22 protein-coding genes are annotated in these 26,781 nt (G+C 66.5%); 8 read left to right on the top strand and 14 right to left on the bottom strand.

Going from position 1 to position 26,781, the window contains the following annotated elements:
* Window positions 1-45: 45 nt before the first annotated feature.
* Window positions 46-1,533 (top strand): carboxypeptidase M32, encoded by a 1,488-nt coding sequence (locus OOB33_RS22530; RefSeq protein ID WP_271010306.1) that lies wholly within the window; start codon window positions 46-48, stop codon window positions 1,531-1,533.
* Between the two features lie 132 nt (window positions 1,534-1,665).
* On the opposite strand, the gene OOB33_RS22525 is transcribed toward OOB33_RS22530, so the two are convergent.
* From OOB33_RS22525 to OOB33_RS22515, 3 genes are all read right to left on the bottom strand, one after another.
* Window positions 1,666-2,280, bottom strand: coding sequence for a PEP-CTERM sorting domain-containing protein (locus OOB33_RS22525; RefSeq protein ID WP_271010305.1), 615 nt, complete (start codon window positions 2,278-2,280; stop codon window positions 1,666-1,668).
* 139 nt (window positions 2,281-2,419) lie between these two features.
* Window positions 2,420-3,688, bottom strand: coding sequence for a patatin-like phospholipase family protein (locus OOB33_RS22520; RefSeq protein WP_271010304.1), 1,269 nt, complete (start codon window positions 3,686-3,688; stop codon window positions 2,420-2,422).
* 47 nt (window positions 3,689-3,735) lie between these two features.
* A complete protein-coding gene (locus tag OOB33_RS22515; protein ID WP_333780349.1) occupies window positions 3,736-4,521 on the bottom strand; it encodes a phasin family protein in 786 nt (261 codons plus the stop codon).
* Window positions 4,522-4,778: 257 nt separating this feature from the next.
* On the opposite strand from OOB33_RS22515, the gene OOB33_RS22510 reads away from it, so the two are divergent.
* Window positions 4,779-6,785, top strand: coding sequence for an SDR family oxidoreductase (locus tag OOB33_RS22510; protein WP_271010302.1), 2,007 nt, complete (start codon window positions 4,779-4,781; stop codon window positions 6,783-6,785).
* Between the two features lie 75 nt (window positions 6,786-6,860).
* Here OOB33_RS22510 and OOB33_RS22505 read toward each other — a convergent pair whose 3' ends face one another.
* The 4 genes from OOB33_RS22505 to OOB33_RS22490 all read right to left on the bottom strand — a co-directional run bounded on the left by OOB33_RS22505 (window position 6,861) and on the right by OOB33_RS22490 (window position 11,316).
* Complete coding sequence (locus OOB33_RS22505) at window positions 6,861-7,328, bottom strand: GyrI-like domain-containing protein (RefSeq protein WP_102766285.1); 468 nt, start codon at window positions 7,326-7,328, stop codon at window positions 6,861-6,863.
* A gap of 154 nt (window positions 7,329-7,482) precedes the next feature.
* Window positions 7,483-9,048 (bottom strand): methyl-accepting chemotaxis protein, encoded by a 1,566-nt coding sequence (locus OOB33_RS22500; RefSeq protein ID WP_271010301.1) that lies wholly within the window; start codon window positions 9,046-9,048, stop codon window positions 7,483-7,485.
* A gap of 398 nt (window positions 9,049-9,446) precedes the next feature.
* Window positions 9,447-9,884 (bottom strand): PaaI family thioesterase, encoded by a 438-nt coding sequence (locus tag OOB33_RS22495; protein ID WP_271010300.1) that lies wholly within the window; start codon window positions 9,882-9,884, stop codon window positions 9,447-9,449.
* A gap of 187 nt (window positions 9,885-10,071) precedes the next feature.
* A complete protein-coding gene (locus tag OOB33_RS22490) occupies window positions 10,072-11,316 on the bottom strand; it encodes a glycerophosphodiester phosphodiesterase (RefSeq protein ID WP_271010299.1) in 1,245 nt (414 codons plus the stop codon).
* A gap of 134 nt (window positions 11,317-11,450) precedes the next feature.
* Between OOB33_RS22490 and OOB33_RS22485 the strand changes: the two genes are divergently transcribed.
* Window positions 11,451-12,005: a GNAT family N-acetyltransferase gene (locus OOB33_RS22485; protein WP_102768334.1), complete on the top strand. Its 555-nt coding sequence runs from the start codon at window positions 11,451-11,453 to the stop codon at window positions 12,003-12,005.
* Between the two features lie 35 nt (window positions 12,006-12,040).
* Window positions 12,041-13,810, top strand: a complete 1,770-nt coding sequence (locus OOB33_RS22480) for an ABC transporter ATP-binding protein (RefSeq protein WP_271010298.1) — start codon at window positions 12,041-12,043, stop codon at window positions 13,808-13,810.
* A gap of 38 nt (window positions 13,811-13,848) precedes the next feature.
* On the opposite strand, the gene OOB33_RS22475 is transcribed toward OOB33_RS22480, so the two are convergent.
* The 4 genes from OOB33_RS22475 to OOB33_RS22460 form a co-directional block, all read right to left on the bottom strand.
* Complete coding sequence (locus OOB33_RS22475) at window positions 13,849-14,670, bottom strand: substrate-binding periplasmic protein (RefSeq protein WP_271010297.1); 822 nt, start codon at window positions 14,668-14,670, stop codon at window positions 13,849-13,851.
* Window positions 14,671-14,714: 44 nt separating this feature from the next.
* Window positions 14,715-16,277 carry a methyl-accepting chemotaxis protein gene (locus OOB33_RS22470; RefSeq protein ID WP_271010296.1) on the bottom strand — a complete coding sequence of 521 codons (1,563 nt, stop codon included), beginning with the start codon at window positions 16,275-16,277 and terminating at the stop codon, window positions 14,715-14,717.
* A 229-nt stretch (window positions 16,278-16,506) separates the two neighbouring features.
* Window positions 16,507-17,496, bottom strand: a complete 990-nt coding sequence (locus OOB33_RS22465; RefSeq protein ID WP_271010295.1) for a 2-dehydropantoate 2-reductase — start codon at window positions 17,494-17,496, stop codon at window positions 16,507-16,509.
* 100 nt (window positions 17,497-17,596) lie between these two features.
* Entirely contained in the window at window positions 17,597-18,172 is a 576-nt protein-coding gene (locus OOB33_RS22460; RefSeq protein WP_102768339.1) for a DUF7010 family protein, read from the bottom strand.
* Window positions 18,173-18,381: 209 nt separating this feature from the next.
* Here OOB33_RS22460 and OOB33_RS22455 point away from each other — a divergent pair, with 209 nt between their 5' ends.
* From OOB33_RS22455 to OOB33_RS22440, 4 genes are all read left to right on the top strand, one after another.
* Complete coding sequence (locus OOB33_RS22455; RefSeq protein ID WP_271010523.1) at window positions 18,382-19,620, top strand: CaiB/BaiF CoA transferase family protein; 1,239 nt, start codon at window positions 18,382-18,384, stop codon at window positions 19,618-19,620.
* 84 nt (window positions 19,621-19,704) lie between these two features.
* A complete protein-coding gene (locus OOB33_RS22450) occupies window positions 19,705-20,799 on the top strand; it encodes a sensor histidine kinase (protein WP_271010294.1) in 1,095 nt (364 codons plus the stop codon).
* Entirely contained in the window at window positions 20,796-21,578 is a 783-nt protein-coding gene (locus tag OOB33_RS22445) for a LytR/AlgR family response regulator transcription factor (protein WP_271010293.1), read from the top strand. The genes OOB33_RS22450 and OOB33_RS22445 overlap by 4 nt, the downstream gene beginning before the upstream one ends.
* A 181-nt stretch (window positions 21,579-21,759) precedes the next feature.
* Window positions 21,760-22,041 (top strand): HU family DNA-binding protein, encoded by a 282-nt coding sequence (locus OOB33_RS22440; protein WP_102768342.1) that lies wholly within the window; start codon window positions 21,760-21,762, stop codon window positions 22,039-22,041.
* A gap of 225 nt (window positions 22,042-22,266) precedes the next feature.
* Here OOB33_RS22440 and OOB33_RS22435 read toward each other — a convergent pair whose 3' ends face one another.
* From OOB33_RS22435 to OOB33_RS22425, 3 genes are all read right to left on the bottom strand, one after another.
* Complete coding sequence (locus tag OOB33_RS22435) at window positions 22,267-24,651, bottom strand: M4 family metallopeptidase (RefSeq protein ID WP_271010292.1); 2,385 nt, start codon at window positions 24,649-24,651, stop codon at window positions 22,267-22,269.
* Between the two features lie 99 nt (window positions 24,652-24,750).
* Window positions 24,751-25,377, bottom strand: coding sequence for a PEP-CTERM sorting domain-containing protein (locus tag OOB33_RS22430; RefSeq protein ID WP_171826834.1), 627 nt, complete (start codon window positions 25,375-25,377; stop codon window positions 24,751-24,753).
* Between the two features lie 287 nt (window positions 25,378-25,664).
* The gene (locus OOB33_RS22425) at window positions 25,665-26,735 is read right to left on the bottom strand and encodes a collagen-binding domain-containing protein (protein ID WP_271010291.1); all 1,071 of its coding nucleotides are present in this window, start codon (window positions 26,733-26,735) and stop codon (window positions 25,665-25,667) included.
* Between the last annotated feature and the right edge of the window lie 46 nt (window positions 26,736-26,781).

Below are 26,781 nucleotides of genomic sequence, written 5' to 3'. Positions count from 1 at the left end.
AACGTGGACAATGCGCCCCAGTTCCAACTCTTCGCGAACCGCCTCATGAGCACGCCCGCCTACACCGAACTGTTCCAGCGCCACCAGCGTCTGCACCGCCTGGGTCATCTGCAATCGATCGCGCAATGGGACCAGTCGGCCAATATGCCGCCCAAGGGCAATGAGGCGCGCTCGCTGGCCCTGGCCGAAATGGGCGGCCTGCTGCACCAGCTGGCCACCGAGCCGCAGCTCAAAAGTCTGCTGGAGCAGGCCGCAGCGGAAAACCTGGAGGCCGACCAACGCGCCAATCTGCGTGAGATGGGCCGCGCCTGGCGCGCGTCCAACGCCTTGCCGCAAAGCCTGGTCGAAGCCAAGTCTTTGGCCAACTCTCGCTGCGAACATGCGTGGCGCGCGCAGCGCCAGGCCAATGACTGGGCCGGCTATGTCGAGAACCTGCGCGAGGTCGTGCGTCTGACCCGCGAAGAAGCGACTCTGCTCGCCGATGGCACGGGCCTGTCGCGCTATGACGCGCTGCTCGATCTGTACGAGCCCGGCATGCGCAGCGCCGAAGTGGACCGCGTGTTTGGCGACCTGCGCAGCTGGCTGCCGGCCCTGATCCGGCAGGTGCGCGAGAAGCAGGCGCAGGAGACCGTGATCCGCCCGGTCGGCCCCTTCACGCAAGCGGCGCAAAAAGCCCTGGGCCTGGACGCCATGCGATTGATGGGCTTTGATTTCGAAGCCGGCCGCCTGGACGAGAGCAGCCACCCCTTCTGCGGCGGCGTGCCCGAAGACGTGCGCATGACCACGCGCTACCGCGAGGACGATTTCCTGCCCAGCCTGATGGGCACCATCCACGAAACCGGCCACGGTCGCTACGAGCAGAACCTGCCGCGCGAGTGGCTGGGCCAGCCTTTGGGCCAGGCCCGCTCCATGGGTTTGCACGAAAGCCAGAGCCTGTCTTTCGAGATGCAGCTGGGCAGCCATCCGGCCTTTGCCCGCCTGCTCAGCCCACTGGTCAGCCGCCATCTGGGCGAGCAGCCGGCTTTTGAGCCGGGCAATCTGAATCGCCTGCTGACCCGTGTGAACCCCGGCTTCATCCGTGTGGATGCTGACGAGGTGACCTACCCGGCCCATGTGATCCTGCGCTACGAGATCGAGCGGCCTCTGGTCGAGGGCGAGATCGAGGTCGAGGACATCCCGGCCCTGTGGGACGCCAAGATGATGGAGCTGCTGGGTCTGGACACCCGTGGCAACTACAAGGACGGCTGCATGCAGGACGTGCACTGGGGTTGCGGCCTGATCGGCTACTTCCCCTGCTACACACTGGGCGCCATGTATGCCGCCCAATGGTTCGCCACCATGTGCCGCGCCATGCCCGACCTGGACGCCCGCATCGCCGCCGGCGATCTGGCCCCGGTGTTCGACTGGCTGCGCGAGAACATCTGGCTGCAAGGCAGCCGCTACGAGACGCCCGAGCTGGTGCGCCGCGCCAGCGGCGAGACGCTGAATCCGGCGCATTTCAAGGCCCATCTGCAGTCGCGCTACCTCGGCTGAGGCCCGCAGTCACGGCCGCTGCAAAAGCAAAGGGCGCCCCCGCGAGGAGGCGCCCTTTTTTGGTTCCGCTTTTCTCTTCTCTTCTTTTCTTGTCGTTTCAGGACCCACGACGTCCCGGTGTGCGGATTGTGATCAGTTCAGGCGCCGGCGGCGGGCCAGAAAGCTGAGCGCGGCCAGGCCGCCCAGCAGCAGGGCGGCGCTTTGCGGCTCCGGCACGGCCGTGGTGATGCTGACCTGGTCCAGCGAGGTGCCCAGACGGTCGCTGCTGCCGCTGGCGCGGAAGTAGAGCGTGGTCGCGCCCGTGGCATTGAAGTCGAACTGCAGCTGCTTCCAGTCGTGGCTGTTGCCACCGGTGCCGCTGCTGACCGCGTTCCAGTGGCTGCCGTCCAGGCTCCAGTCCAGGCCGTTGCTGGCCTGGCTGTTGCCGATGCGGTCGGCGTAGAAAAAGCTCAGGGTGTAGCGCTGGCCGGCCTGGGTGGCCACGGTCTGGAACATGCTGCTGTTGGCCGTGGTGTCCAGCTCCACGAAATTGACGCCGTCGCGGGCCAGGCCCACCGCGTTGTTGCGCACCTCGATGCCGGCGCTGCCGCCAGTCCAGCCGCTGATGTTGCTGAAGATGTCCCAGCGATTGCTGGAGTTGATGACCACGGATTCAAAGCTGCCGTTGACCACCAGATTGCTGGCGCTGTCGGCCTGGCTGAGCAGCGGGGTGGCGAGCAGCAGGGCGGAGAGGAGCATCGTGCGCATGGGGACTTCCTTGAGGCGGGCCGCCGGTGCGGAGGCCCTGGAAGCCATTGTTGCGAGGCCTGGTCTGCGGGAATACCCCTGGCTGGAGGGGCTGCAGGGCGCGAACGTGACGGGGGTCACGCCGCAGCGGCCTGTGCGCTCAGGCGTGGCGCGCTTCCAGCAGGCTCAGGGCCGCGCGCAGGCGGCGCAGAGCATCTTCGGTGCGGGTGGCCGCGGGCTCGCTGAGCAGGCGTTGGCCTGGCTCGTTCAGTGCTTCCAGGTTGAGGCTGAGGCCATGGCGCTGCAGGGCGGCCTGCAACTTGGGCGCGCGGCGGCGCAGGCGCGCCCGCGTGGTCTGGTAGGCGTGCTCGGCCAGATGGCGGCGCTGCGAGTAGCTGAAGGTGTTGGCCAGGAACATCTCGGCATCGCGGTGGTCGGGCTCGAAGAGCAGGATGTCGGTGCCGGGGTGGGTGTGCTCGTAGCGCTTCATGCCCAGCTCCAGCCGCGAGTGGATCAGCGAGCGGAAGGTCTGGCTCATCACCAGGGGCAGGCCGCCGTCCACGAGGTGGGGGATGGAGGTTTCCTGGGGCCCTTGGCCCCGTGCCGGCATCTGTTGCGCCAGCGGATGCTCGCGGTCCGATTCATAGGGCACCAGCGGGTTCAGGCAGATCAGCAGATCCACGCCTTCCTGCAGCAGCAGCGAGGCATGCAAGGTCTTTTTGAGGGCGCCGTCCACATAGTGACGGCCGGCGATCTTGACCGGCGGGAACAGGCCCGGCAGGGCGGCGCTGGCCTGCACGGCGCGCGAGATGGGCACATCGTCCCAGCCGGGCAGACCGAAGGGCACAGCCTCGCCGCTGTCCAGATCGGTGGCCACCAGCACCAGGCGGCGGCCGAGTTCGCGGAAATCGTTGCTGCGGCCGGGCAGGGCGAACTGGCGGCGGATCTGCGCTTCCAGCGCGTCGCCTGAAAGCAGGCCGGTGGGCAGGGCGCGGCCCAGGCGCTCGAAGGCGCCCATCAGCGAGCGGCCTTCCATCCAGTGATCCCAAACTGCAGATTTCAGCAGACCGGGCAGCAGGCGCAGGCGCTCGCCGTATTCGGCCCAGGCCGGGTGCATGAGCTCGGCCGGGTCAAAGCTGTCGGGTGCCGGGGCGCTGTTCTCGATGAAGGCCGCGCTGAGCATGCGCGGGCCCATGCCATTGGCCAGGCCGGCGGCGATGAAGCCGCCGGCGCTGATGCCGATGTAGGAGTCGCAGTCGCAGAAGTCCAGGCCCGTGATCGATTCTTCCAGCGCGCAGAGCGCGCCGATTTCATAGATCGCGCCGAGCGGCCCACCGCCCGCCAGGGCCAGCCCGATGCGCGGCCGGCCGGAGCGGCGCGGTGGCGTGGCGGGGGGGGCCGAGCGGGGCTTGCGGCGGGCTGTGGGCATGCGGCGGTGGGACAGTCAGCGAGTGCGCGTGGCGGGCGGTCGATCGATCAGGCGGCGGTGCCGGCCTCGGCGGCGGCTGCGGCAGCCGGGCTGGCGCTGGCAGCGGCGCTCACCGGGGCGGCGGCCTTCTTGGCGCGCGGCTTGGCGGCGGGCTTGGGCGCCGGTGCGGCTGCTTTGGCTGCTGCCTTGACCGGAGCTTTGGCGGCCGGCTTGGCAGCGGCCTTCACCGGGGCTTTGGCTGCCGGCTTGCTCGCGGCTTTGGCGAAGGGCTGGGCGGGTGCCTTGCTGGCAGCGGCCTTTTTGGCGGGCGCTTTGGCTGGGGCTTTGTCGGCGGTTTTAGCCGCCGGCTTGGCCGCAGCCTTGGCCTTGGGTGCCGCGGCCTTGCCGGCCTTCTTGGCCGGCACCTTCAGGCCCAGGGCGTCGCTGAGGGCGTCGATGCGCTCGATCAGCTCGTCGATGTCCTTGGCGGCGGGCACGCCCAGGCGCTTGAGCGCACGGGCCACGCGTTCTTCAAAAATCGATTCCAGCTTGTCCCAGTGCTGGCCGGCCTTGCTGCCGACATCACCGGCCATGCCGCTGACCTTGCTGGCCATGGCGCCGAGCTTTTCTTCGGCGGCCGATTGGGTTTTCTTCTGCAGGGTCAGGCCTTCCTTGACCAGGGCTTCAAACACCTTGCCACCCTCGCCCTGTGCCTTGGAGAAGGCACCCAGGCCAGCGGCCCAGATTTGTTGAGCGGAGTCACGCACGCTCTGCGCCAGCTGGCTGTCCAGCAGGCCGGCGGGCAGGGCGCCGCCGAAGGCTCCATTGGAAGCGGAGTTTTTCTTGGCTGCCATTTTCTGAAGCTTCTTGACCATGTTGTCAGTCCTTGGAGAGCGTTGGTTGGATTGTCGCCAGCCTTTGCCAGCGATGAGGTCACTATAGATCGCCCCGCTGGCATTTGGCACCGGGGAAAGCTAGGCAGTACGCTCTACCTAAGCCCGGATGGGGCGCTGTGCAGCCCTGTGCGGGAAAGCATGCAGCAGCGCCTGCTTTCACTTGGTCAAGAATCCAGGCACAAGAGTTCTCGCACCCCTACGCAGGAGACATGCACATGCAGCAGTATTTCGTCACCGGAGCCACGGGCTTCATCGGCAAGCGCCTGGTCAAAAAGCTGCTGGCCCGGCGCGGCAGCACGGTTCACTTCCTGCTGCGCGAAGAAAGCCGGGACAAGCTGCCCGAGCTGCTGGCCTTTTGGGGTCTGGCCAAGAACAGCAGCCGCGCGCTGCCGGTGTTCGGTGACCTAACGGGCAAGAAGCTCGGTGTGGCGGCGGAGGACCTCAAGCGCCTCAAAGGCCAGATCGACCATGTCTTCCATCTGGCCGCGGTCTACGACCTCAAGGCCGATGAGGCCTCGCAAGTGGCGGTGAATGTCGACGGCACGCGCAGCCTGGTCGAGTTTGCCCAAGCCATCGAGGCCGGCCATGTCCACCATGTCTCGTCCATCGCCGCGGCGGGCCTCTACGAAGGCGTGTTCCGCGAGGACATGTTCGACGAGGCCGAGGGCCTCGATCACCCCTACTTCATGACCAAGCACGAGAGCGAGAAGATCGTGCGCAAGGAGTGCAAGCGGCCCTGGACGGTCTACCGCCCGGCCATGGTGGTGGGCGACTCCAGCACCGGCGAGATGGACAAGGTCGACGGCCCGTACTATTTCTTCAAGCCCATCCAGCGCCTGCGCCAGATCCTGCCGCCCTGGATGCCTTCGATCGGCCTGGAGGGCGGGCGCGTCAACATCGTGCCGGTCGATTTCGTCGTCAACGCGCTCGACCACATCGCCCACCGCGAGCGCAAGAGTGGCGCCTGTTTCCATCTGGTCGACCCGGTCGGCTACCGCGTCGGCGATGTGCTGGACATCTTCTCCAAGGCCGCGCATGCGCCCAAGATGAATCTCTTCATCAATGCGGCCCTGCTCGGTTTCATTCCCAAGAGCGTCAAGAAGGGGCTGATGGCGCTGGCGCCGGTGCGGCGCATCCGCAATGCGGTGATGAAGGATCTCGGCCTGCCCGACGATATGTTCACCTTCATCAACTACCCGACCCGTTTTGACTGCCGCGAGACCGAGGCCGCGCTCAAGGGCTCGGGCATTGCCTGCCCCAATCTGCATGACTACGCCTGGCGGCTGTGGGATTACTGGGAGCGCCACCTCGACCCCGATCTGTCGATCGACCGCAGCCTGCGCGGTGCCACCGCCGGCAAGGTGGTGCTGGTGACGGGCGGCTCCTCCGGCATCGGCTTGGCGGCGGCCAAGAAGTTTGCCGAAGCCGGCGCCATCACCCTGATCTGCGCCCGCGACGAGATCAAGCTGGCCGAAGCGGTGAAGGAGATCCGCGAGGCCGCTGGTGCGCAAGCCCAGGTGCACGCTTACTCGGCCGACATCGCCAACGAGGAAAGCTGCGCGGCCATGATTGCCGCCATCTCCGAACAGTTCGGTGGTGTCGATTTCCTGATCAACAACGCCGGCCGCTCGATCCGCCGCGCCATCGAGAGCAGCTACGACCGCTTCCATGATTTCGAGCGCACCATGCAGCTGAATTATTTCGGCTGCCTGCGCGTGACCATGGGTCTGCTGCCCGGCATGGTGGCCAAGAAGAAGGGCCATGTGGTCAACATCTCCAGCATCGGCGTGCTGACCAATGCGCCGCGCTTCTCAGCCTATGTGGCCAGCAAGGCCGCGCTCGATGCCTGGACACGCTGCGCCTCCAGCGAATATGCCGACCTGGGCGTGACCTTCACCACCATCAATATGCCGCTGGTGCGCACGCCCATGATCGCGCCGACGCAGATCTACAAGAACGTGCCCACGCTGGCGCCGGAAGAAGCGGCCGATATGGTGGCGCAGGCCTGCATTGCCAAGCCGGTGCGCATCGCCACACGTCTGGGCATCACCGGCGAGCTGATGCATGCCCTGGTGCCGCGTGTCGCGCAGATCGTCATGAACACCAGCTTCCGCATGTTCCCTGACAGCGATGCGGCCAAGGGCGCCAAGCCCGGCTCCAAGCCGCAGCTGTCTGCCGAGGCGATCGCCCTGCAGCAGATGATGAAGGGCATTCACTTCTGAGCCTCGAAGCGGGTGCCACGAGTCTGGTGGCGCCCGCTGTTCGAACCGAGCTTCTTCAGTGCGCCGGGTCTCGATCTAGTCTTTCAGGCCGATGCAGATCTGCACATGGCCCGGGCCCAGATAACGCTCCAGGTCCACGCCGTAGGCGCGCTCGGGCGCGCCCGGCTGCTCGAAATAGGCCCAGACCTCGCCCCAGGTCTGGATCAAAGCCTCGGGCAGAGTGCCCTGGGCTTCAAAGACCAGGTAGCGGCCGGCCGGCACCTGCAGGCGGCGGTCGGTGGTGGCTCCGGCATTGACCTTGCGTTCTTCCGCGCTGTGAGGCGCCCGGATGCCAGCCAGCACGCGGTAGTCCGCGTGGTGGCGGTCGGCGTAGTCGAAGTAGGCCCCGAACACATCACCTTGCAGGCCCGAGCCTGCAAAGTCTTGCCAGAGCCGGCCGATGCGCGCGCGCTCGGGATGCTGGTGGTCCATTTCAGCGGCGTTGCTGGTGCGGCAACTCAGGCCGAGGAGTTCAAAGGCGGGGAGGGTTTCGACGTGGGGCATGGCGCACGATGCAGTCTGCTGATGGGCTTGGGAGCGAAGTAGCCCCGATCATCGTTGCAGACGGCGCTGGCGTGCGGCCTGGGTGGCCGGTGAGCTGCGGTAGTAATCACGCGACCTTGCTGGCCGCGGTGGCAAGGCGCTCCGCGGCGCGGCTTCAGTGCCGGCCTGGCTCGGCGCGGAAGATGGCCAGGGCGCGCACCAGCTGATCGGCCTGGTTGCGCAGGCTTTCGGTGGCGGCGGTGGATTGCTCGACCAGGGCGGCGTTCTGCTGCGTGACCTGGTCGAGGTGGTTGACCGCCTCGGTGACCTGGCCGATGCCGGTGCTCTGCTCGCGGTTGGCCTGGCTGATGCTGGTGATCAGCTGGCTGACCTGGCTCACTTGCTGGACGATCTCGCCCATGGTGCGCTCGGCATTGCCGACCTGGCGGGCGCCATGTTCGACCTTCTCGACGCTGTCGCTGATCAGGGTCTTGATCTCCTTGGCCGCCTCGGCGCTGCGCTGGGCCAGGCTGCGCACCTCGGCCGCCACCACGGCAAAGCCGCGGCCTTGCTCGCCAGCGCGCGCCGCTTCCACGGCCGCATTCAGTGCCAGGATGTTGGTCTGGAAAGCAATGCCGTCGATCACGCCGATGATGTCGTTGATCTTGCGGCTGGAGGCGGTGATGCCTTCCATGGTGCGGTTGACCTGGCCGACCACCTCGCCGCCTTGTTCGGCCACGCGGCTCGCATCCTGGGCCACCTGGGTGGCCTGGTGGGCGGTGTCGGAGTTGTTACGCACGGTGGAGCTCATCTGCTCCATCGAAGCGGCCGTTTCCTCCAGGCTGGACGCCGCCTGTTCCGTGCGGGCGCTGAGGTCGTTGTTGCCTTGCGCGATCTCGCTGCTGGCGGTGCGCACGGTCAGCACCTGCTCGCTGACGTCGTCCACGATCCAGCGGAACATCAGGCCCAGCTGGTTGATGGCGCGCATGCTCATGCCAATCTCGTCGACGCGGTCCATCTGGATGTTGGAGTGGGTATCGCCCGCTGCAATGGCGCGGGCCTGCGAAGCGAGCAATTCGACCGGCGTTGAAACCTGGCTGTGCAGCCACCAGGCACTCAGGCCGCAGCTCAAGGCCAGGATGCCCGCCAGGCCGGCCAGCGCGCCCGTTGCCAAGCCGAGCTGGCTGGCTGCCAGCAGGCTCAGCACGGGCATCAGCAAGGCGCCGGCCCAGATGCGGGTTCGCACCGACCAAGTCTGCAGTCCGCGTGAAAACACGCCACGCAGACCGCGTCGCACGATCAAACCTTTGTGGAAGCTCAAGTCACCGGCCTGACCCTGACGAAAGGCGGCATAGAGCGTTTCGGCGGCCTGGATTTCAGCGCGCGGCGGTTTGGTGCGCACCGACATATAGCCGACCACGCGGCCGTGGCGCTCCACCGGCGTGGCGTTGGCGCGCACCCAGTAGTGGTCGCCGTTCTGGCGGCGGTTCTTGACCAAGGCGGTCCAGGACTGGCCGGACTTGAGCGTGGCCCACATATCGGCGAAGGCTTCCGCCGGCATGTCGGGGTGGCGCACCAGGTTGTGGGGCTGACCGAGGATGTCGGCCTCGCTGTAGCCACTGACGGCCACAAAGGCGCCGTTGGCATAGGTGATGTGGGAGTTGACATCCGTGGTGGACATCAGGGTGGCATCGGCCGGGAAGTCATATTCCCGTTGGCTGACCGGCTGATTGTTGCGCATGACAAACCTTGTGTTGTGGGCGCGGCTCTCGGCGCAAGGACACCGGTGTTGGCCGCTGGATGGCTGAACCACGCACAGGCCTGAGACTGCTCCGTCTGGGTGCAAGTCAGACCTGATGGATGGAGGACCTCTTCCCTGATCCGGCGTCGCCCATTCACTTCTGCAGGAGGTGAGGCGGGCAGGCCGGGAGATCCCCTGGCGTTATCGGCAGTGTGACGAATTTGTGAAGGCGCATGTGTGCGAATTTCGCACCTCTGTCGCTCCAACCGAATGCCGGTGCAGTGCCTGCAAGGTGGCCAGCAGCAACTGGCTGCCAAAGCCTGCCAACAGCAGGGCCAGTGAGCACCCTGTGCTCAACTCGGTGAAGCTCCGCTCCGTGGGGTCAGGTCTTGTGGGCCTCAGTCTTTGCGCGGAATGGCGTAGGTGCCCACCACATGCGCGACCGGCTCATCGCTGCCCTCGGAGTACAGGCTGACCTCGCCCACCGCCAGGGTTCGGCCCAGCTTCATCAGGGTGCAGACGCCGAGGATGTCACGGTCACCGGCCGGCTTGCGCAGAAAATTGATGTTCAGGCTGGTGGTCACCGTCAGTGGCACGATGCCGATCTCGCCAAGAATGGCCACGTACAAGGCCACATCGGCCACGGTCATCAACACCGGCCCGGACACGGTGCCGCCGGGCCGCAATTCCGAGTCACCGACCGGATGCCGCACTGTCGCGCTGCGCGGCCCCAGCGCCTCGATGCTGCATTTGGATTGCGGAAACTCCCGGGCCAGGAAGTCGGCCAACTCGGCCTGGCTTGGGTGTGGAAGCTGGGGAGTCGAGCGCGTCGTCATGTGCGGAAGGAGTCGAACCGAGTTGGGCTGATTTTGATCCCCATGTCGTCGATTGACGGGGTCGCTGCCACAAAAAGCACAGACGGCCTGGCCTGATCTTGCGGACGCCCCCATCCGCGGCCTCGGCGAGCACCATGGATAACGGGGCCGATTGGCCCCGTTTTTGTTCCTGGCCAAAGCGACGGACTCAGCCCGCCTTGTGCTGCTTGCGGCGGCGCACCCAGGCGCCCATGCCGGCCAGGCCAGCGAGCATCAGGGCGTAGCTCTGAGGCTCTGGCACGGCGGCGATGGCGGCTACGGCCGCGACGCCGAGGTCGGGTTGGTCGGTGAAGAAGCCGTCCATGCCCAGATCCACAAAAGCCTTGATCTGGCCGGTCAGGTCGCCGAAAGCGGCGGGGTCGGCGCTGCTGTCGAATTCATTCGGCAGAAAGGCATTCTCGGCGCGGAAGGTCCAGCCATGCACGATCAGACCGCGCTGGTGGGCATTGGCGATCAGCTGGGTGGGGGCCCCGAGCTTGCCATTGGCCAGGGCAATCATCAGATTGGTGTTGGAGCCCACGCCATCGGCATAGCTCTTGATGAAGTCCAGGCCGGCAGCGGAGGCCAGTTCGGCGTAGCTGCGGTTGTCGTCAAAGGGGCGGCCGCTGCCGTTGAGCAACTGGGCGATGCGGATGTCGGTCTTGCCGTTGATGTACTGCAGATTGCCGACTTCGAAGGACTGGATGAACACCGGCGCGTTGCGGTCGTTGCCGTAGTTGGCGTGCAGGGTCTCGACCAATTTGTCTTCCATGCGCTTCAGTCCGTTGGCATCGGTGAAGTTCTTGAAGTAGGTCGGGTGCTTGGTCTCGGGATAGATGCCGATGGTGCGACCGGTCTCGATGGACTTGGCCTTGGCCAGGTCGATCACCTCTTGCAGGGTCGGGATCACGAACTGATTGTTGTAGCTGTTGTTGCCGGTGCGCAGATCGCGCAGGCGTTCCTGGGCGCGGATGTCGCTGCGGATCTCGGCGGCCGTGAAGTCTTCGGCAAACCAGCCACCGACCTTCTGGCCGTCCACGGTCTTGACCGTCAGGCGGTTGGCGTACTTGCTCAGCTCCCAGACATTGGTGCTGCTGTCGGTGCGGTTCAGCACCGGCGCACCGTTGACGAGCTTGATGCTGCCATCGGCATTCAGGTCCACACGGGCCAGCAGAGGCTCGTGGCGGGCCAGCAGCTCGCCGTCCTTGGTCATGACCAGATCGGGCTCGATGAAGTTGGCGCCCTGGGCGATGGCCAGGCTGTAGGCCTCCAGGGTGTGCTCGGGGCGGTAGCCCGAGGCGCCACGGTGGCCGATGACGATGGGGGCGTCACCGCTCAGGGTGTTCCATGCTTGGGCAGGCAGGGCAGTGCCCAGGCTCAGCAGGACGGCAAGGCTCAGGACAGAGGCTTTCATGAGATGGAGCTCCAGAGAATGCAAAGAGGAAAGAAGCCGGCAGCATGAAAGCCGGCGATGACGCGGCCATGAAATGAGCCGCTCTGCGCCCTGGTACGAACGGCTCACGCCCGGCGCTTGCTAGAGTGCGCGCCATGAGCACCGATGACTTGAGCTGGCACCAGCTGGAAGACGTGGACGCGGCCCAGCTGCTGGCGTTTGAACTGCAGCACCGCGCCTTTTTTGAAGCGCGCATCAATGCCCGCGCGCCGTCCTACTACCGGCTGGAGGCCGTGCGTGCCTCGCTGGACGAGGCACGCGCGCAGCGCCTGGCCGATCAGGCCTACGGCTTTGTGCTGCAGTTGGGCGGCGAGATCGTCGGCCGCATCAATCTGACGGCCGTGCAGCGCCAGCATTTCAACCGCGCCCAACTCGGCTATCGCATCGGAGAACCCTGGCAGGGCCGCGGCATCGCCAGCCGGGCCGTCGCCCAACTGCTGCAGCGGGCGCGTGCCGAGCTGGGCCTTTGGCGCATCGAGGCCGTGGCGCGGGCCGGCAATCTCGGCTCGGTGCGTGTGCTGGAGCGCAATGGCTTCACGCCCTACGGCCGCACGGCGCAGAGCATGTGCATCCAGGGTGAGTGGCATGACCAGATCCTCTTTGAGTGGCGCAGCGGCGAGGCGCCGCATCTGCAGCCAGCGCCGGTCTGATGCCACTCGAATCAACAACCCTTGCCCAGTTCCCCATGCATCCCCTGAAACGCCTGCTTGCCTATGCCCAGGGCCACCGCCGCGAGATCCGTGCGGCCACGCTGTACTCCATCCTCAACAAGTTCTTCGATATCCTGCCCGAGGTGCTGATCGGCGCCGCGGTCGATGTGGTGGTGCGCGGCGAGCAGAGCTTTCTGGCCAAGAACATCCTGGTCGGCGTGGGCATCACCGACACATGGCAGCAGCTGCTCTTCCTCGGTGCGCTGAACATGGTGGTGTGGATGGGCGAATCCTGGTTCGAGTTCCTGCTGGAGTTGAAGTGGCGCGGCCTGGCCCAGAACATCCAGCATGAGCTGCGCCTGGACACCTACGGCCATGTGCAGAAGCTGGAGTTGGCTTACTTCGAAAATCAGCGCACCGGCTCGCTGATGTCTATCCTCAACGACGACATCAACCAGCTCGAGCGCTTTCTCAACGGCGGCGCCAACCAGATCATCCAGGTGGTCTGTTCCTCGCTGATGGTCAGCGCGGTCTTCTTTGCTCTGCAGCCAGGCCTGGCCCTGATCGCCCTGCTGCCGGTGCCGGCGATTTTGTTCGGCACCTTTTGGTTCCAGAAGCGCCTGGCGCCGCGCTATGCCGAGGTGCGCGAAGCGGCCGGTGATGTCTCGGCCCGGCTCAACAACAACCTGCTGGGCCTGGCCACCATCAAGGCCTTTGCCACTGAGAAGCTGGAGGCCGATCACATCGCCCAGGCCAGCCAGGGCTATCTGGAGTCGAACGCCCGTGCGATTCGCCTGAGCTCGGCCATCACCCCGGTGATCCGCATGGGCATCCTGGCCGGCTTCACCGCCACCCTGGTTTACGGCGGCTGGCTGACGATTCACGGCGATCTGGCCGTGGGCGCCTACTCGGTGCTGGTCTTCCTGACCCAGCGCCTGCTCTGGCCCATGACCCGCCTGGCCGAGGTGGCCGATATGTACCAGCGCTCCATGGCCGCCACCCAGCGCGCCCTGGGCTTGCTGGACACCCCCATCCGCATTGCCTACGAGGGCGAGCATTTCCCGGTGGCGCAGGCGCGCGCGGCCCTGCGCTTCGAAGGCGTGGGTTTTGCCTACGCCGAGCAGCCCACGCTGCAGGACCTGAATCTGGAGGTGCCAGCCGGCCAGACCGTGGCCTTTGTCGGAAGCACCGGCTCGGGCAAGTCCACCCTGGTCAAGCTGCTCTTGCGCTTCTACGAACCGCAGCAAGGCCGCATCCTGTTCGATGGCCGGCCGATCTCGGAGCTGAATCTGCAGGACCTGCGCCGCTGCATCGGCTATGTCGCCCAGGACAGCTTCCTGACCGACGGCACCATCGCCGAGAACATCGCCTACGGCATGGCTGAGGCCAGCGACGCGCTGATCCATGAGGCCGCGCGCCTGTCCGAAAGCCTGGAGTTCATAGCCCGCCTGCCCCTGGGCTTCGCCACCCGCGTCGGCGAGCGCGGCCAGAAGCTCAGCGGCGGCCAACGCCAGCGCCTGGCCCTGGCCCGCGCGATCTTGAAGAACCCGCCGCTGCTGATCTTGGATGAGGCGACCAGCGCTGTCGACAACGAGACCGAGGCCGCCATCCAGCGCTCGCTGAACGTGGTCAGCCAGGGCCGCACCACGCTCGTCATCGCCCACCGCCTGTCCACCGTGCGCCAAGCCCATTGCATCCACCTACTGGAGCGCGGCCGCATCGTTGAGAGCGGCACGCATGAGCAGCTGCTGGCGCGCGGCGGCGCCTACGCGGCGCTCTGGCGCCTGCAGACGGGCGAGCTCTGAGCGGCGCCGGAGGGCGCGCTGAACTTCAAGGTTGAGCTTCAGGGATGGGGCAAGGCCTGCCGCAGCTCGGGCGGCAGGTCGGCGCCAAACCATTTCAGGGCCAAGCGTGCCAGCTCGCCCTGCTGGCGCAACTGCTGCAGGCCCTGGCTCAGCTGGTCCAGCGCGGGCTTGGGCAGATTGCGCCGGGCGAGCAGGTGGTAGGGCTCGCTTTGCAGCGCCGGCAGCAGCACCCGGACCTGGTGCTGCACGCCCATGCGCTGCACCGCGAACCAGGCATTGCTGAGCGGAAAGTAGAAGAAGCGCCCGCGCCCGGCCAGCAGCATGCGCAGATTGGCCTCGGTCGTCAGGCCGCGGGCGTGCAGATGCAGGCCGCCCTTGGCCTTCAGCAGGGGCAGGCGTGAACTGTCGTAGTTGAGCAGCACCAGGCCTTGCTCACCGAGCGCCCGCAGCGCCTCCCAGCTGCGCACCTCGACCGGGTCGTCGGCACGCGCCAGCAGCACATAGGGCATGTTGTAGAGCTCGGGCTGCACGAAGACGAAATCCTGGTCGCGCTCCTCGGTGTGGGTGAGCGCGCACAGCAGGTCCAGCTCGCCGCTCTTGACCTGTTGCAGCAGGCGTTTCTGCGGCAAGGCCTGCTCGACCAGCTGGATCTTCAAGCCCGTGACGCGCTGGTTCAGCGCCGCGATCACATCCGCGCAAAAGCCGCTGTGCATCTGTGGGCCATGCTGCAGCCATTTCGGCGCGCCGCCCTGTTCGGCCGCCGTGCGCAAGAGGTAGCGCGTGTTGGTTTCACCGTGCGGGGCTGCATGGGCCGTGGCGCACAGGCTGCCCGTCAAGGCCCACGCCGTCAGCCATGCCATGCAGGCATGGACCGCGACGGCCGGGCGCCCTGCCGCTACGGGAATCATTCCCGCCGCCGTGTGGCCGCGAGGCGGAACTTGGCCATGTGGTTCACCAGGGTCTGCGCCTGCTGTTTCAGGCCTTCGGCCGCGGCCGCCGATTCTTCGACCAGCGACGCGTTCTGCTGCGTCATCTGGTCCAGATGGCCGACGGCCTGGCCGATCTCGCCCAGGGTGCTGGCCTGGGCGCTGGTGGCACTGGAGATCTCGGCCACGATATGGGTCACGCGCTGTACGCTTTGCACCGCATCGGCAATGGTGGCGCCGGTGGCGCTGACCAGCTTGCCGCCGGCCTCCACCTTCTCGGCCGAGGCGCCGATCAGGCTCTTGATCTCACGCGCCGCCTGCGCGCAGCGCTGGGCCAGGGCCCGCACCTCGCTGGCCACCACGGCGAAGCCGCGCCCCTGTTCGCCGGCACGGGCCGCTTCCACGGCCGCATTCAAGGCCAGGATGTTGGTCTGAAAGGCGATGCTGTCGATGACATTGGTGATGTCGGCAATGCGGGCCGAGGACTGCTGGATGTCGGTCATGGTGTCCACCACCTGCTGCACCATGGCGCCGCCGCGGTCGGCCACGGCCGCAGCCGATTTGGCCAGCTCGTCGGCCTGACGCGCGGCCTGGGCATTGGCCTGCACGCCTTCGCGCAGCTGCATCATGGCCGCCCCCGTTTGCTCCAGGCTGCTGGCGGCCTGCTCGGTGCGGTTGGACAGGTCCATATTGCCGCTGGCGATCTCGCTGGAGGCCATCTGCACCTGCTCGGCCACATGGCGCACATCGGCAATCGTGGCGCCCAGCTGGGCGCGCATCTGGTCCAGCGATTCGGCCAGCTCGGCCAGCTCATCGCGGCCCTGCACGACGACCGCCTGGCTCAGATCGCCCTCGGCGATGCGCGCGGCCATGTCGCGCGCCTGGTCCAGCGGCGCGGTGATGCTGCGGGTGATTGACAGGGCGATCCAGACGCCGCAGGCGGCCGCCCCGATCAGCAGGCCGGTGATCAGCCGGAAGGCCGATCGCGCCTGGTCCTCGGCCACATCGCGGGCCTGTTGCAGCTCCTTGCGGCTTTGCTCGGCATAGCCGTGGATGGGCTCCAGATAGGCCTCCATCGCCGGGATCAGCTCGCCCACCACACGGGCGCGCACGTCGGTGCCGGCGGCTCTTTGCTTGACGATGTCGTCGCGCAGCTCCTGGTAGCGTTTGCGGGCCTGGTCGATCTGGGCCTTGATGCGTTCGCTTCCGGCGGATTTGGGCAGGTCGCCCAGAGCGTCCTGGATCTTGTCGACCCGGGCGCTGACTTCCTTGGACCTGGCGGTGAAGGCCTTGACGAAATCGGCATCGTCCGACCAGATGGTGATGATGCGGCGCTGGATGTTCGATTCGGTCAGCCCGGCCCAGCTGCGCGCCAGGTCCAGGGCTTCCATGTCGATATTGACCAGGCGCTCGATCCGGTCGTTGAGCTGCTGGATGCGCCAGATGCCCAGCGCCGATCCGGCCAGCAACAAGCTCATCACCAGGGCAAAGCCCGTCAGGACGCGCGCTTTCAGGCGCATCGATTGCACGACAGCAAGCATGGGGGTCTCCTTCGCAGTCTCGGCTGCGGACTTCGGGGTTCGTTGTGTTGCTCGCTCCCTGCGAACACTCTATTGCGCGAGGGGCGGCAAGCCCAGCCCCATCGACACCATTTCAGAACCCTGAGATCGACATCCACATGCCTTCTCTTGAGCGCACGCAGCACCGCCGGTGCGCTCTGCAGCTTGTGTCGAGTTCAATCGATAGCTGCGCCGCGCCGCTGCTTTCGTTTCAGGCCAGGCCGCGCGTTTGTGCCATCAAGCGTGTGAGGCCCAGCATGCCGTCGGTGAAGGGCGTGGGCAGTTGCAGATGGCGGCCGATTTCGCTGACGGCGCCGACCAGCGCATCCAGCTCCAGCGGGCGGCCGGCTTCCACATCCTGCAGCATCGAGGTCTTGAAGGCGCCCAGCTTGCGCGTCACGGCATGGCGCTGCTCGGGCGTCTGCTCGACGGCGCAGCCGATGCGCGCGCCGATGGCGGCGGCCTCCAACATCACATTCGTCACAAAGCCGCGCACCAGCTCGTCGTCGAGGATGCGGTCGCAGGTGGCGCCGGTCAGGGCCGAGATCGGGTTCATGGTCATATTGCCCCAGAGCTTGAACCAGATGTCGCGCTGGATGCGCTCGGACACCGTGGCGTTGAAGCCCGCGCGGCACAGCAGCGCCGCCAACTCGCTGATGTGCGCCGGCTGGCCGCCGGCCGGGTCACCGAGGATGAGCCCCATGCCCATCACATGCTTGACCAGGCCGGGCTCGGGCGTGGCACAGCTCGCGTGCACCACGCAGCCGATCACGCGATCGGCCGGGATCAGGCCGGCCACCACACCGCCGGGGTCCACCGATTCCAGGCGCAAGCCCTCCGCCTCGCCGGGCAGGCCTTGGAAGAACCACCAGGGCACGCCGTTCATGGCCACCAGCACGCGCGTCTGCGGGCCCAGCAAGGCCTTCACCGCGGGCGCCACGCCGGCCAGGGCCGGGCCTTTGACGGCCAGCACGATCAGGTCGGGCTGGCACAGTTCCTCAGGCTTGTCGCTGGCGCGCAGCGGCACCTGGATGCGCTCGCCGCTGATCAGGTCCATGCGCAGGCCACCGTGCTGACGCAGGGCGGCCAGGGTGGCGCCGCGGGCCAGGGCGCTGAGTTCGACCTCGGCACCCAGATGTTGCCCCACATGGCCGGCGAACCAGCCTCCGATGGCGCCCGCGCCGACGATGCAAATCTTCATAGACAAATCTCAAGCCACCCAGCGAGGGCGCTACTGCAATCACAACGTGGGCAGTCTCGCACAGGGGCGGCGCCGGATTCCTGCGTGGCGCCGCCCGGGTTCAGCGGGCCTGCAGGGCGCGCCAGCGCCGCTCCTGCACGGCGATGGTGATGAGGTAGACCGCCACCACCACGGCCGGAATCGCCACGAAGCGTTGAGCCGGGAAGGCGTACCAGGCGCCCACGCAGAGCAGGGCCCGGGCGATGGCGTGGAAGGCACCGATCCAGTGCTGGATGATCCAGCCGTAGGGCAGCCACATCAGGCCGGCCAGCACGCCGAAGCTCAAAGGCAGGGATTCGTGGTTCTGCGAGGCCCAGGGCAGGGCGATGGTGAAGACCAGCAGGCTCATCAGCATGCCGGCCATGAAGAGGCGATCGAACTCGTTCCTGGGCCGGCCTTTGGCGAAAAAGTTTTCGCCGGTCAGACGCGACAGCCCCATGCCCAGATAGAAGATCGAGCCGGTGGCGATGTAGAGCGTCACCACCGCCTGAAACGGCGTGCCCAGGGCGCCGACCAGGCCGATCAGGCCCCAAGCCAGGGTGCCAGCCAGCGGCATGGCCAGGCCGCGGCGGTGGCTGAACTCCTCGCGCTGGGTCTCCAGGCTGCGCTGCTCGGTGAGGGGGCTGTGAACGGTCATGGCGTCTTCCTTGCTTGACGGGATCGTTGATGGCGCCATGGTGCCGGCCGAGGTGAAGCGCTGTGGCAATGAGGCGACGAATCGACAGCTGCCGGGATGCGAAGACCGGGAGAGCGATGAAGGGTGGCCCGGCTTGCGACAATGTGGGCCCCCTGTCCAACGCTCCGCAGCCCCCGTTGGCCCTGCCGGGCTCGCCGGGCTCGCCGATGATGTCGATGAATGAGTCTTCTGTGTCTGATGCGCCGCGCCTGCCATTGAGCGGCCTGCGCGTGATCGAGTTCACCCACATGGTCATGGGCCCGACCTGCGGCATGGTGCTGGCGGATCTGGGGGCCGAGGTGATCAAGGTCGAGCCTCAGGCCGGCGACAGCACGCGCCAGCTGCTCGGCTCGGGCGCTGGCTTCTACCCGCTGTTCAATCGCAACAAGCTCAGCCTCAGCCTGGACGTGAAAGACCCGCGCGGGCTGGAGATCGTGCTCAAGCTGGTGGCCGGCGCCGATGTCTTCAGCGAGAACTTCAAGAGCGGCACCATGGGGCGCCTGGGCCTGGGCTATGAGGCCTTGAGCCGCCTGAACGAGCGCCTGATTTACGTCTCGCACAAAGGCTTTCTGCCCGGGCCCTACGAGCACCGCACGGCGCTCGACGAGGTGGTGCAGATGATGGGTGGCCTGGCCTATATGACCGGTCGCCCGGGCGACCCGCTGCGTGCCGGCAGCAGCGTCAACGACATCATGGGCGGCATGTTCGGCGCCATCGGTGCCCTGGCCGCCTTGCAGCAGCGCCACCAGACCGGGCGTGGCCAGCAGGTGCAGTCCAGCCTGTTCGAGAACAACATCTTCCTGGTCGCCCAGCACATGATGCAGTTCGCGGTCACCGGCAAGCCGGCGGCGCCCATGCCCGAACGCATCTCGCCCTGGGGCATTTACGACGTCTTCACCGTGGCCGGTGGCGAACAGATCTTTCTGGCCGTGGTGGGCGACACGCAATGGGCCACCTTCTGCCAGGCTTTTGACTTTGGCGATCTGCAGATGGATGAGCGCCTGCTGACGAACAATCTGCGCGTGCTGGCGCGCGAGTGGCTGATCCCCGAGCTGCGCCACCGCCTGCTGCCGCGCGCGGCCGCAGAGATCGCCGCCGTGTTCGAGGCCGCCGGCCTGCCCTTTGCTCCCATCACCCGGCCCGAGCAGCTGATGGACGACCCGCATCTGCGGGCCACCGGTGGCCTGGCCCCCATGACCCTGCCCGACGGCCGCGCCACCCGCGTGCCCCTGCTGCCCCTGAGCCTGGACGGCGAGCGCCTGGGCCTGCGCCGCGACCCGCCGCGCCTGGGTCAGCACAGCCGCGCGCTGCTGCGCGAGCTGGGCTATGCCGATGCGGCCATCGAAACCCTGGTCAGGGAGGGCGTGCTGGGCGTGCAGGGCGAGGCGGCACCGGCCGATTTGGGGTGACTTGCGCCTGGCTTGGGGTGAACCGACCCGCGTTGCGGTGAAGCATAGCGTCGGCTGCGGTAAGGTGCGGCCATGGAGAACTCGATGAGGCCAGCGCCTCCATTCATGGCCGCTTCGGCCGCAGCCCGGCAGCGCTTCAGCTGGGGCTTTGCCGCGGTGATGCTGGCCGTGGGCCTGCTGCACAGCATGTCCGAGCTGCAGCAATACCGGGCCGGCGGAGGCCAACATCCCTGGGAGCCCTTTCTCTGGGAGCTCAGCTCCACCTTGCTGACCGCCCTGCTGGCGCCCTTGATCTATCGCCTGCACGCGCGCAGCCGGCGGCAGCAGGGCTGGTTGCCAAGCCTGGGACTGCATCTGGCCGGTGCGCTGGGCTACACCTTGCTGCATGTGACGGGCATGTTCGGCCTGCGCTTTGCCGTCTATGCCGCGACGGGTGTGAGTTATGAGCCCGGCCATCCGGCGGACATCTTGCTTTATGAGGCCGGCAAGGACCTCGTCAGCTATGGCTTCATCGTCGGCCTCTGCCATGGCCTGCAGCTGCACGAAGCCAGTCGCCAGCGCGAGCAAGACCTGCTGCGCCTGCAGACCGAGCTGGCCGAAGCCCGCCTGAACCGCCTGGCCGAGCAGATCCAGCCGCACTTTTTGTTCAACACCTTGAACCTGATTTCCTCGGTGATGTACGAGGATGTGCCGCGCGCCGACCGCATCGTTTGCGATCTGGCCACCTTGTTGCGCCAGGCCCTGACGGCACAGGAGAACAGCCGCCACTCCCTGGCCGCCGAGCTGGCCCTGGTGCGGCCCTATCTGGCCATCATGCAAGCCCGCTTCGGCGAACGCCTGCAGGTGCAGGTGGATGTGGAGGAGGCCGCCAGCGTCTGCCTCCTGCCCAGCTTGCTCTTGATCGCACCGGTGGAAAACGCCATCACCCACGATGTGGCGCACAGCGCGGGCCAGGTGCAGGTGCGCGTGAGCGCGACACTGCGCGAGGGGCGCTTGTGTTTGCAGGTGGCCAACAGCGGCCGCGCGCCGGAACGCAGCGAGCGCCCGGGCTCGGTGGGCCTGAGCAACACCCGCGAGCGCCTGCGCGTGCTTTACGGCGATGCGGCCAGGGTGCGCCTCAGCGCCGACGACGCCGGTGGCAGCTTGCTGGAGATCGAATTGCCGGAGCAGCGCGCATGAACGAGGGGATGGAACTGCGGCCGGACGCCGCGCCGCTGCGCGTCTTGATCGTGGATGACGAACCGCCGGCCCGCGCCAAGCTGCGCCGCCTGCTGAGCAGCCAGCCCGGCATCGACCTGCTGGCCGAGGAGGCCGGCGATGCCGAGCAGGCGCTGCAGCTGGTGCACAGCCATCGTCCCGATGCCCTGTTCCTGGACATCCAGATGCCGGGGCAGAGCGGGCTGGAGCTGGCTTTGGCCTTGCCCGAGGACACACTCTGTGTGTTCTGCACCGCTTTTGACCAGCATGCTGTGCGCGCCTTTGATCTGCATGCGGTGGACTATCTGCTCAAGCCCTTCACGCCCGAGCGTCTCGCGGAAAGCGTGCAGCGCCTGCGGCAGCGGCGCACAGCGCTGGCGCCCAAACCCGCTGAAACTCAGCGTCAGGGCTGGCTCAGTGCCTTGCAGCAGATCCAGCCGGTGCCCGGCCACTGGCTGGTGCCGCAGCGCGGAGGCGGCCTCTTCAAGCTGCCGCTGGCTGAGATCGAATGGGTGGCCGCGGCTGACAACTACATCGAGCTGCACGCGCCGCCGGCCTGCCATCTGGACCGTTGCACCCTGGCAGACTTCCTGGCCCACGCCAGCGTGCAAGGCCGCTTTGTCCGCGTGCATCGCAGCCATGCCATCAACCCGGCCCATGTGCAGGGCCTGAGTGCCCTGCCACGCGGCGAGGCCGAGGTGCAGATGCGCTCGGGCGCAAGGCTGCGTGTCTCGCGCAGCCACCGGGCCCAGCTGGGCTGAGGGTGCCGCCTCGAAGCCGCGAAGAAAAACGCGCCGAAGTGTCAGAAATTGCAAGCAAAAACGGCTTGCGGCAGGGCTTCAAGCGCCTGTTTTCGGGGCTTGTGGCGAGCAAGCCCTCGGACGCAACGATAATCGCGCTCCCCGCAAAGGGATTTTCTTTTCCGTACCCACTGGATATCTGATGAACAAAAGTGAACTGATCGAAAGCATCGCCACCAAGGCTGGCGTGACCCGCGCCGTCGCCACGTCGACGCTGGACGCCACCCTGGCCTCGATCACCGAAGCCCTGGTTGCCGGCGACACCGTGGCCATCCTCGGCTTCGGCAACTTCAAGGTCAGCGAGCGCGCTGCCCGCACCGGCAAGAACCCCGCCACCGGCGAAGCCCTGGAAATCGCGGCCGCCACCGTGCCCAAGTTCACCCCGGGCAAGGCGCTCAAAGACGCTGTGAACGTCAAGAAGTAAGCAAGAAGCCAATGCGCTGGGGCCTGCTTCGGCCGGCTCCGACGAAAAGACAAGGGCGCTCGTCATCGGACGGCGCCCTTTTCTTTGTGCGCTCAGCATGAGCAAACGCCTGTGGCTACGCCCGGCCGGGCAAAGCCATAGACCATAAAAAAGGCCTCCCGAGGGGAGGCCTGTGTGAACCGAGAGAAAGGACCGGCGCGCGCAGCGCCGGTGCCGCTTTCAGGCTCAGGGGGTGCAGCGATACACCTTCACGTCATCGACATACCAGCCGATGTTGCCACCGCAACCGTCGGTGGACATCTCGAAGCGCAGCTTGACCTTGTCATTGGGCTTGGCAAAGCGAGATAGGTTGACGATGGAGCGACCCCAGGAGCCACTCACCGAACCACCGTCCGTGCCCGAGAAGGCGGCTTGGCCGGCCAGCGGGTTGTCGTTGCCTTGGGCGACCGTTTTCAGGGTCGTGTTGTAGGCGTTGTAGACAAAGTCCGAGGCGGCGATCAGCTGCCAGGCACCGCCATTGACGCTGATCTTCAGATTGCCGCCGTCCCAGGTGGACTCGGTGGCGACCCAGTGATCAAACGTCAGCTTCGGCGCTGCGGCATCGGCCGTGATGGCGAACTCGGGGCTTTCGATGCGGACGACGCCCGCTTCGTTGCCGCCGGGGCTGCAGGTGCCGATATTGGGGTCGGCAGCAAACAGGGCATAACCCGGGCGTCCGTTGGGCAGCTTGGTCACCACGCCCCAGTTGCGAGGTGTGAACTCGGGGTTGCGGCCTTGGTAGCTGACTTGCCAACGCACACCGCCGGCCTTGCCGCCGTCGAAGCTGTCCGACAGCAGCGGAGCCACATTGCCGGTGGGGCACAGGGCTGGTGGCGACTTGGCCAGCAGGGGCACAAAGTTGCACTGAGACGGTGGGGTGCGCAGCTCAACGGCTTGGGCCATCTTGCCAATCTGCGCGCAGTCCTGGGCGTTGATGACCTCGCCCGAGGGAGCGCCAGTCTTCAGGTCGTTCAGGTTCTGGCCGGTCAGGTCGGTGCAGGACTGAGCCAGGGCGTCGGCGTGATCGGCGAAGCCGCTGGCCGGGCCTTGGTACACGCTTTGGGCGCGGTAGTAGATGTGGGCGGCCTTGGTCAGGCCGATCGGGAGGATCGTCTGACCGTTGTAAGTGCCGCCGTCCACCAGCAGGGCGTAACCATGGTTGGGCACGCCGGAGTTGCTGTGCACGCCACCGGAGTCGCCGGTGCTGCAGCGGTAGCGGGTGTCCGTCACCTTGGCCGGGTGGCCGTAGCAGGTCGGGTTGTACATATCGCGGATGGCGCCGCTGAAAGCGGTGGCATCTTCGCCCATCAGCCAGCGCACCGAGTTGTCGGTGCCGGGCACGCCACCGACCTTGGTGAAGACCGTGCAGGCGCCGGCGGTACGGGCCGCATCGGGAACGTCGGTGCCGCGGCTGTTCAGGCGGTCCACGGTTTCACCCCAGATGTCGGAGTAGGCCTCATTCAAGGCGCCCGGTTGCCATTGGTAGATCAGGCCGTGGGTGTACTCGGTGTAGGCATGACCCCATTCGTGCGCGGTCACGTCGTCGGTTGTGGTGCCCGGGCAGAAGGAGATGTAGGTGCCGTTCCAGGACGCGTTCGGGCAGAGGTCGCCGCGGTTGAAGATCGAGTCCATGGTCTTGCCCTTGCCGTCAAAGGCGTCGCGACCGAAGGCGTTCTTGAACATGTTGTAAATGTCGGCAGAGGCGGCAATCATGTTGTCAGCCTCGACGGTGCCGGTCGGGAATGCCTGGCCTTCCACCCAGAACGGTGAGTTCGGGTAGTTGGGCACCGGCGGCAGCTTGCCCTGACCGTCGAAGGCGCGGCGGTTCATGGACTCATGGATGCCGCTGATCTTGTCGATCACCTTGCCGGTGTGGGCATCGACGTACACGAACTCGCGCACATCCTGCTTGTTGCCCACTTCGACCTGCCAGGCCAGGTGGTTGATGCCTTCCACGCCCTTGGCCAGACCTTCGCGGAAGATCATCAGGGTCGGGGTGCCGGCGCTCAGGCGAGTCGGCCGCTTCAGTTCGGCATTGACGGCGGTCACGGCGATCTTGCTGGCCTGCTCGGCCGTGCGGCTGGGCGTGGCCTTGACGTTGATGCCGGGGATGAAGGTGCCGTTGACGACCACCAGATTGTCGGCGGCGTCGTAGTGGGCCTTGAGTTCGCCGCCGAACACCGGCAAGCCTTGGTAGACCTGCTGGTAGCTCAGGCGGGTGCTGCCTTGGCGGTCCTTGCTGATGGCCGGGGCCGACAGTTCGCTGCTAGCGTCGCGGATGCCGAACAGCGCGGCGTATTCGTTCAGGAATTGCACCGTGGCGGTCTGCTTGGCGGCATCGCCGACGGCACTGGCACGGGCAGCCAGCTTGGCGCCGGCCGGCACGCGCACGAAGCGGGCGGCACCGGTGGCGGCATGGTAGGACACATCAGCGCTGCTGCCGGTGGCAGTGGCCAATCGGTCCAGGGCTTCGCGTTGGCCGTTCAGGGCGTTCTGTGCCTGCGCTTGGCTGGCCAGGGCCAGGCCCATGGACAGGGCCAGCAGGGACAGCTTCTTTTGGTTTCGGGTCATAAGGTCTCCGGAGCGCGGTGGCTTCACCGCATCAACGTGGATGGAAGAATCGGCGGCATCGAGGCGGACGCTTTCGGTGCGCCCGCTGCTATGGGGCGATCAGTGTTGCGTGGCGCTGCTGCGGCGGCGGGCGAGGGCACCCACGCCGATCAGGCCCAGGCCCATCAGGGCCCAGCTGCTGGGTTCCGGCACCGGGGTGACCGAGCCCACGGTCAGGTTGTCCACGCTGGCGTACAGCGTGGCGCCGGGTGCGCTGATGGTCAGCGAGCTGATGACCTGGGTCGAGGCGAAGCCGCGGAAACTGTCAGCCGCGCTGGCCGGGGTGAAGGTGGTGGTGGTGCCGTCGCTCAAGGTCAGGGTCACCGCAACCTGCTGGAACTCGTCCGACAGGTTGACATTGAAGAAATCGCCGCCCACGGCGGTGACATTGCCGCTGGTGAAGGTGATGGTCAGTGCCTGGTCGGGCAGGCTGGTGCCCAGGACGGAGCCCGATGCGTACAGATCGCCGAGAGAGCTGATGCTGTAGCTGAAGCCTCCCGAGCTGAAGCTCAGGTTGGCGCCGCTGGCCGGGCTGCTCAGGCCAGTGAAAGCCTCTGTGTAGCCAGGGCCGCTCAGGCCGGCCAGGAAGGCGGCCGAGTTGGTGTAGGTGGTGGTGTCGGCGAACGACGGTGTGGCCAGGGCGGCCAGCACGGCGGCCGTGACAGCCAGGCGGTGTGCAGTCTGCATTCAGATTCCCTCGATCAAATGGATGAGACGAACCCCAGAAGGTTCTCGTGCCTTCGACGTTCTCACGTGACGCAATTCACGGAAAGGGGGGAAGCACTAGGAGTGAAGTGCCTGTCCTGAAAACGCGGGATGCGGCATCACCGGATTGCGAGATCGTCTGTTTTGTGGTTCCTCTTCCCGAAATGGCTCAACTTTGAGTGGACCAAGGAGCAAAAAAAAGAGCTCCCGAAGGAGCTCTTGTCTTGTGATGCGAGGGGCATGGGCACTGAGGGCCCTGACCCTGTGCTTCAGCGCACCCGGCGGCGGCGGGCGACGAAACCGATCACGCCCAGGCCCGCCAGCAGCATGGCGTAGCTGCCCGGCTCCGGCACGGCCGAGACCAGGGGCGAGTAGCCGATTTCCAGATTGCTCTTCAGGCCGAGGGCCATGAGCTGGCCTTCGAGGTGGCCGCCGCCGGTGCGTTGCTCGCCGCCGTAGACCAGGGCGTAGGGCGCCAGGATGCTGCCGCCGACAAAGCTGCCCACGGTCACATCGGTGGCCTTGCTGAAGTTGAACAGCACATTGCTGTTCAGCGCGTCCAGCTGGGTGGCGGGATTGCCCCAGGGGTCCAGGCCGCCGATGGCCACATTCTGGGTCAGTTGGCCGCCGGCAAACAGCACGGCATCGCTGCCGGTGTAGTTGATCACCACGGTGGCGCCGGCCTTGATGCCGCTCAGGCTCAGATTGCGGAAGGTGGCGGTGTTGACGTTGAAGACTTCAAAGTCAGCGCCGGTGCCGACGAAGCTGATACCGCTGATCTCGGTCTTGCCGTTGGCGGTGTAGCTGCTGATTTGCGTCTTGCCGGTGGCGCTCAAGCTGCCCAACTGGTCGGTGGTGTTGCGCAGGGTGGTGGCCGCGGCGTTGAAGTCGATCAGGCCGCTTTGCTGACGCAGGTCCAGCGAGGCGGAAGAGCCGGCCTTGCTGCCGCCGAACACGCCGTAGCTGTTGCCGTACTTGCTCAGGCTTTGGTCCCAGTAAGGCAGGTGAGAACCCTTGGTGGAATCGACGCCGGCCGGCGCATTGCTGTAGATGCGGCCGCCCTGGAGTTTCACATCGCCGCCGACCACCAGGGCCGGGCCCGTCACCGTGGACGGAGTGCGGTAGTTGATGGACAGGCCGTTGGCCGTCAGATTGCCACCGACGGCCATGCGGCCCTCGATGTCATTCGCTTGCTCGACATTGCCAAGGATGAAGGCGCTGAAGCCCTTGGCAGCGCCGAAGTCGATGGTGGGCACAGCGTGCGCAGCGCCGGCACCCAGCAGCGCCAGGGCTGCAGAAACCAGTTGGAGGCCAGTCTTGAGCTGGGTCGTCTTCTTCATGGTCAGTTGCTTCACTCGATTCCCTTGTTTCGGTTGCGCTCTCTCG

This window comes from Paucibacter sp. B51 (assembly GCF_027863535.1).
In the GTDB taxonomy this organism is placed as follows: Bacteria; Pseudomonadota; Gammaproteobacteria; order Burkholderiales; family Burkholderiaceae_C; genus Paucibacter_A; species Paucibacter_A aquatilis.
Note: the sequence above shows the minus strand (reverse complement) of the source record. Positions and strands in the feature narration are given on the sequence as shown.